The following is a 6,202-nucleotide window of genomic DNA, read 5'->3' as shown; positions in this document are numbered from 1 at the left end:
GGCGGCGGCTTCGCCGGTCGTCCCGGTGGCGGCGATGGCGGCGGCTTCGCCGGTCGTCCCGCTGGTCCCGGTGGCGGTGGCGGCGGTGGTTTCGCCGGTCGTCCCGGTGGTCCCGCTGGTGGCGGCGGTGGCCGTCCCGGCTTCGGTGGCCGTCCCGGCGGTCCCGGCGGCCGTGGTGGCACGCAGGGCGCCTTCGGCCGTCCCGGTGGTCCGGCGCGTCGTGGCCGCAAGTCGAAGCGGCAGCGTCGCCAGGAGTACGAGGCCATGCAGGCCCCGAGCGTCGGCGGCGTGATGCTGCCGCGCGGCGGCGGCGAGACCATCCGTCTCTCCCGTGGCGCGTCGCTCACCGACTTCGCGGAGAAGATCAACGCCAACCCGGCGTCCCTCGTCGCGGTCATGATGAACCTCGGCGAGATGGTCACGGCCACGCAGTCCGTCTCCGACGAGACGCTGCAGCTCCTCGCCGACGAGATGAACTACCAGGTTCAGATCGTCAGCCCCGAGGAGGAGGACCGCGAGCTGCTCGAGTCCTTCGACATCGAGTTCGGCGAGGACGAGGGCGACGAGGAGGACCTGGTGGTCCGTCCGCCGGTCGTCACCGTCATGGGTCACGTCGACCACGGCAAGACCCGGCTGCTCGACGCCATCCGCAAGACGAACGTCATCGCGGGCGAGGCCGGCGGCATCACCCAGCACATCGGTGCCTACCAGGTCGCGACCGAGGTCAACGACGAAGAGCGCAAGATCACCTTCATCGACACCCCGGGTCACGAGGCGTTCACCGCCATGCGTGCCCGCGGTGCGAAGTCGACCGACATCGCGATCCTGGTCGTCGCGGCCAACGACGGCGTCATGCCGCAGACGGTCGAGGCGCTGAACCACGCCAAGGCGGCCGACGTCCCGATCGTCGTCGCGGTCAACAAGATCGACGTCGAGGGTGCCGACCCGACCAAGGTGCGCGGTCAGCTGACCGAGTACGGCCTCGTGGCCGAGGAGTACGGCGGCGACACGATGTTCGTCGACATCTCCGCCAAGCAGGGTCTGCACATCGACAGCCTCCTGGAGGCCGTCATCCTCACCGCGGACGCCTCGCTCGACCTGCGGGCCAACCCGGTCCAGGACGCGCAGGGCATCTCGATCGAGTCCCGTCTCGACCGCGGCCGCGGTGCCGTGGCGACGGTCCTCGTCCAGCGAGGCACGCTGCGGGTCGGCGACACGATGGTCGTGGGCGACGCCTACGGCCGGGTCCGCGCCATGCTCGACGACAACGGCAACAACGTCGCCGAGGCCGGCCCGTCGACGCCGGTCCAGGTCCTGGGCCTGACCAACGTCCCGGGTGCGGGCGACAACTTCCTGGTGGTCGAAGAGGACCGTACGGCCCGTCAGATCGCCGAGAAGCGCGCCGCCCGCGAGCGGAACGCGGCCTTCGCCAAGCGCACGCGCCGTGTGTCGCTGGAGGACCTGGACAAGGTGCTGAAGGCCGGCGAGGTCCAGCAGCTGAACCTGATCATCAAGGGCGACGCGTCCGGATCGGTCGAGGCTCTGGAGTCCTCCCTGCTCCAGCTGGACGTCGGCGAAGAGGTCGACATCCGCGTCCTGCACCGCGGCGTCGGTGCGGTCACGGAGTCGGACATCGACCTGGCCATGGGCTCCGACGCCATCGTGATCGGCTTCAACGTCCGCGCGGCCGGCCGCGCGGCGCAGATGGCCGAGCGCGAGGGTGTGGACGTCCGGTACTACTCGGTCATCTACCAGGCGATCGAGGAGATCGAGGCGGCCCTCAAGGGCATGCTCAAGCCGGAGTACGAGGAGGTCGAGCTCGGTACGGCGGAGATCCGCGAGGTCTTCAAGTCGTCCAAGCTGGGCAACATCGCCGGTGTCCTCATCCGGTCCGGCGAGGTGCGCCGCAACACCAAGGCCCGCCTCATCCGCGACGGCAAGGTGGTCGCGGAGAACCTCAACATCGAGGGCCTGCGTCGCTTCAAGGACGACGTCACCGAGATCCGCGAAGGGTTCGAGGGCGGTATCAACCTCGGCAACTTCAACGACATCAAGGTGGACGACGTCATCGCGACGTACGAGATGCGGGAGAAGCCGCGGGCGTAACGCCGGGTTTGTCGCTGGCCGACGGGATCATTGGTCCTGTCGGCCAGCGTGCCGTTACCGGGGGCTCCGCCCCCGGCCCGTGCTGCAGCCCACGGCACCGAAACCCTGTCGAGCCCCCGGCAGGGACGCGGTACCGTTCTTGATGTCCCCGGCCACACGGACCCGGGGCCATCGATCCCGTACCGGCGGGTAAACCCGGCAAAAAACATGTACGTGGGGACTCTGTCCTTCGACCTCCTCCTAGGCGACGTCCACTCGCTGAAGGAGAAGCGCTCCGTCGTCCGCCCGATCGTCGCCGAACTCCAGCGCAAGTTCGCGGTGAGCGCGGCCGAGGTGGACCACATCGACCTCCACCGGCGAGCAGTCATCGGCCTCGCCATGGTGTCCGGCGACGCGGCGCACCTCACCGACGTACTGGACCGGTGCGAACGGCTGGTCGCCGGCCGCCCCGAAGTGGAGCTGCTGTCGGTCCGACGCCGCTTCCACGGCGAAGACGACTGACGACGACCAGACCACAGAACGCAAAGAAGAAGAAAGAACGGGAGACGGACCAGTGGCCGACAACGCGCGGGCGAAAAGGCTGGCGGACCTCATCCGGGAGGTGGTGGCCCAGAAGCTGCAGCGCGGGATCAAGGACCCGCGGCTCGGCACGCACGTCACCATCACGGACACCCGGGTCACGGGTGACCTGCGGGAGGCGACCGTCTTCTACACGGTCTACGGCGACGACGAGGAGCGGGAGGCCGCGGCGGCGGGCCTGGAGAGCGCCAAGGGCATCCTGCGCTCCGAGGTCGGCCGCGCGGCCGGCGTGAAGTTCACGCCGACCCTCACCTTCGTCGCGGACGCCCTGCCGGACACCGCCCGGACCATCGAGGACCTCCTCGACAAGGCACGGCAGTCCGACGCGAAGGTCCGCGAGGCCTCCGCGGGCGCGTCCTACGCGGGCGGCGCCGACCCGTACCGCAAGCCGGCCGACGACGAGGCCGCCGACACGACCGAGACGGACGGCGACGCCGCGGAATGACCCAGAAGCACACCACGCCCGACGGCCTCGTCATCGTCGACAAGCCGTCGGGCTTCACTTCGCACGACGTGGTCGCCAAGATGCGCGGGATCGCCAGGACCCGCCGCGTCGGCCACGCCGGCACCCTCGACCCGATGGCGACCGGCGTCCTGGTCCTCGGTGTCGAGCGCGCCACCAAGCTCCTCGGGCACCTCGCCCTCACGGAGAAGGAGTACCTGGGCACCATCCGCCTGGGCCAGAACACGCTCACCGACGACGCCGAGGGCGAGATCACCTCGTCCACCGACGCGTCCAAGGTGACCCGGGACGCCATCGACGCCGGGATCGCCAAGCTGACCGGCGACATCATGCAGGTACCGTCCAAGGTCAGCGCCATCAAGATCGACGGCGTGCGGTCGTACAAGCGGGCCCGCGAGGGCGAGGACTTCGAGATCCCCGCCCGGCCGGTGACGATCTCCTCGTTCACGGTGTACGACGTCCGGGACGCCGTCGCCGACGACGGCACCCAGGTCCTCGACCTGGTCGTTTCCGTGGTCTGCTCCTCCGGCACCTACATCCGTGCCCTCGCCCGTGACCTGGGCGCCGACCTGGGCGTCGGCGGCCACCTCACGGCGCTGCGCCGGACGCGCGTCGGGCCGTACAAGATCGATACGGCGAGGACACTGGACCAGCTCCAGCAGGAGCTGACCGTGATGCCGATCGCGGAGGCCGCCGCGGCCGCGTTCCGGGGCTGGCAGGTGGACGCCCGGCGCGCCCGGCTGCTGCTGAACGGCGTCCGGCTGGACATGCCCGACGAGTACGCGGGCGCCGGTCCCGTCGCCGTCTTCGACCCCGAGGGCCGCTTCCTCGCGCTGGTCGAGGAACAGAAGGGCAAGGCCAAGAGCCTGGCCGTCTTCGGCTGAGCCATCCCGCCAAGCCCCCTCGGCAGGGGTCCCCGGACGGGGTCGTCCGTGGAGCGGCGGCAGGCCACGGGGTGGGCCCCTGCCGCCGCTCCACGGTCCCCCCTCGGTTCCCCCACCTCTAGGGTTATCCACGGGCTCCCGCCTATTCACCCGTCCGGGCAGGCGCTCGGAGTGAACCAGGGGAGCGGAAGGGGGCGCGTTCGCCGCGCGATCTGGTCCCGCCGATCATCGCGCGCCTACCGTCGAGACAGGGGTCGAGACAGGGCACGCGGTACGGGCGGGGAGGTACGGCCATGGCGGGACGGGGCCCGCGCACCGGGGGCGCTCGCCGGGCGGCGGCGGACGGTACGCGGGAGACGGCGGACGGCATCCGACGGGTACGTGGGGACCGTGCGGAGCCGGAGACCGGGGGCACCACGGACACCGGCTACACCACGGGCACGGGTCACTTCACCGGCACGGACGGCGCTACCGGCACAGCGGATACCACCGGTACCGGCTACACCACCGGTACCGGCTACACCACAGGTACCTGGCACACCACCGGCACCACAGCCGCCCCCCGTCCACCCCACACCCCCCATGCACCCCGTCCGCCTCACGACACCTCCCCGCCCCTCGTCCAGATCCGCGACCTCGCCGGCCGCCCCCGAGGCGTCGGGTTCCTCGTCGATCACCAGGGCACGCTGCTCACCAGCCACGAGGCGGTAGACGGCCTGGTCCGGCTGGTGCTGCAGACCGCGGGCGACCTCACCTGTGTGGTCGGCGCCGACGCCGTCACCCCGCTGCCCGACCTCGATCTGGCCCTGGTCCGTACCGAGGGCCTGGGCCTGGAGCCGCTGCCGCTGACCGTGCGGGAGCGGATCGAGGCCGGGACCTACGTACGGATCCCGGCGGGCTGCTGGCGGGAGGCGCGGGTGCTGGCCGCCACCGAGGTGACGTACACCGCGACCGACCGCTTCCACCTCCTGCCGGACGCACTGGAGCTGGCCATCGGCACCGCCGGCCGGGACGCGCTGAGGCTGGGCGGCGGAGCGGCCGGGGGACCGGTCCTCGACGCGGAGACCGGCGCGGTACTCGGCGTCCTCGGCACCGCCCTGCACTCCGACCAGCGCGACACGGGCTTCGCGGTGCCGCTCCGGCCCGCAGACGGCCCCCTCGCCGAACTGCTGGCCCGCAACGCGGCCACCGTGCCCGCCTACGGCGCCGACCTCAACCTGGCCGGGATCCAGCAGCTGACCGCCACCTCGGTCGGCCAGAACGGCCCGCACGGTTTTCTCGCCGGCGCCGTGGAACCGGTCGAACGCCACGGTGTCGTAAGGGAGTTGGCTGCTTTCACAGCCGGCGACCGGACCGTGCTCGGGCTCGTCGGCGACTCGGGCAGCGGCTGTACGACGGAACTCGCGGCCCTCGCCGCCTGCCGGGCCGGCGGCGAACGCCCCGCCCCGACGCTGTGGCTGCGCGGCGCCGACCTGGAGGACGCCGACGACTCCGTGGCCGACGCCGCCCGCCGCACCCTGGAGCGGGCCGCCCGGATCGTCGCCGCCGCCCGCTCCGTCGACACCGGGGACCTCGGCGATCTCGGCCCCGAGCATCTGGCCCGCCTCGCCGCGCTGGCCGGGCGCCCGCTGCTGCTCCTCCTCGACGGCCCCGAGGAGATGCCCCCCGCCCTGGCCCACCGCCTGCCCGAGTGGACCAGGGGAACGGCCGCCTGGCTGCGCACGACCGGGGCACGCCTGGTGGTGGCCTGCCGGGAGGAGTACTGGGAGCGCGCCGGAGCGGAATTCCCCGCCGACCTGCTGTACTCCCCGGCGCCTGCGACGGTTCCGCCGGCACCGGCAGCTTCCGCGGGCGCTGCGGCCACCGCCGAGCTGACCGCCCCTGCCCCCACCCCCTTCCACCCTGCCTGCGCCTCCCCGACCTCACGGCGGACGAGGCCCGCGCGGCCCGTGCCCGGTACGGCATCCCCGACGGGGTCCTCACCGACCGCGACGCCCGGCATCCGCTCACCCTCCGTCTGCTGTCCGAGGTCCGGGCCGCCGCCCCGGACGCCCCGGTCGCCGCGCCCGTCGACCGGCACGAGGTGTTCGCGGCGCACCTGGACCTGATGTGTCTGCGGATCGCGGTCCGGCTCGCCGCCGAGAGCGGGCTGCGCGGCGCGGCCGTACGC

4 protein-coding genes and 1 pseudogene are annotated in these 6,202 nt (G+C 72.2%); all 5 read left to right on the top strand.

The genetic code is table 11. The features are described 5' to 3' along the window. On the top strand, positions 1 to 2,106 hold a 2,106-nt coding region (gene infB, locus M878_RS60810; protein WP_078630252.1), incomplete at its 5' end, for a translation initiation factor IF-2. A 207-nt stretch (positions 2,107 to 2,313) separates the two neighbouring features. After that, the gene (locus tag M878_RS60805) at positions 2,314 to 2,607 is read left to right on the top strand and encodes a DUF503 domain-containing protein (RefSeq protein WP_023546363.1); all 294 of its coding nucleotides are present in this window, start codon (positions 2,314 to 2,316) and stop codon (positions 2,605 to 2,607) included. 52 nt (positions 2,608 to 2,659) lie between these two features. After that, the gene (gene rbfA, locus M878_RS60800; protein WP_023546361.1) at positions 2,660 to 3,130 is read left to right on the top strand and encodes a 30S ribosome-binding factor RbfA; all 471 of its coding nucleotides are present in this window, start codon (positions 2,660 to 2,662) and stop codon (positions 3,128 to 3,130) included. Continuing rightward, complete coding sequence (truB, locus tag M878_RS60795) at positions 3,127 to 4,032, top strand: tRNA pseudouridine(55) synthase TruB (protein ID WP_023546359.1); 906 nt, start codon at positions 3,127 to 3,129, stop codon at positions 4,030 to 4,032. Before rbfA ends, truB begins: the two co-directional genes overlap by 4 nt. Positions 4,033 to 4,658: 626 nt before the next feature. Beyond that, a pseudogene (locus tag M878_RS60790) lies at positions 4,659 to 6,202 on the top strand (trypsin-like peptidase domain-containing protein); the annotation flags it as partial.

This window comes from Streptomyces roseochromogenus subsp. oscitans DS 12.976 (genome assembly GCF_000497445.1).
Taxonomy (GTDB): Bacteria; Actinomycetota; Actinomycetes; order Streptomycetales; family Streptomycetaceae; genus Streptomyces; species Streptomyces oscitans.
This window is presented reverse-complemented; position numbering and strand designations above follow the sequence as displayed.

Coding starts and splice junctions, on each gene's coding strand:
- truB (WP_023546359.1), top strand. CDS start 3,127: ATGACCCAGAAGCACACCACGCCCGACGGCCTCGTCATCGTCGACAAG.
- M878_RS60805 (WP_023546363.1), top strand. CDS start 2,314: ATGTACGTGGGGACTCTGTCCTTCGACCTCCTCCTAGGCGACGTCCAC.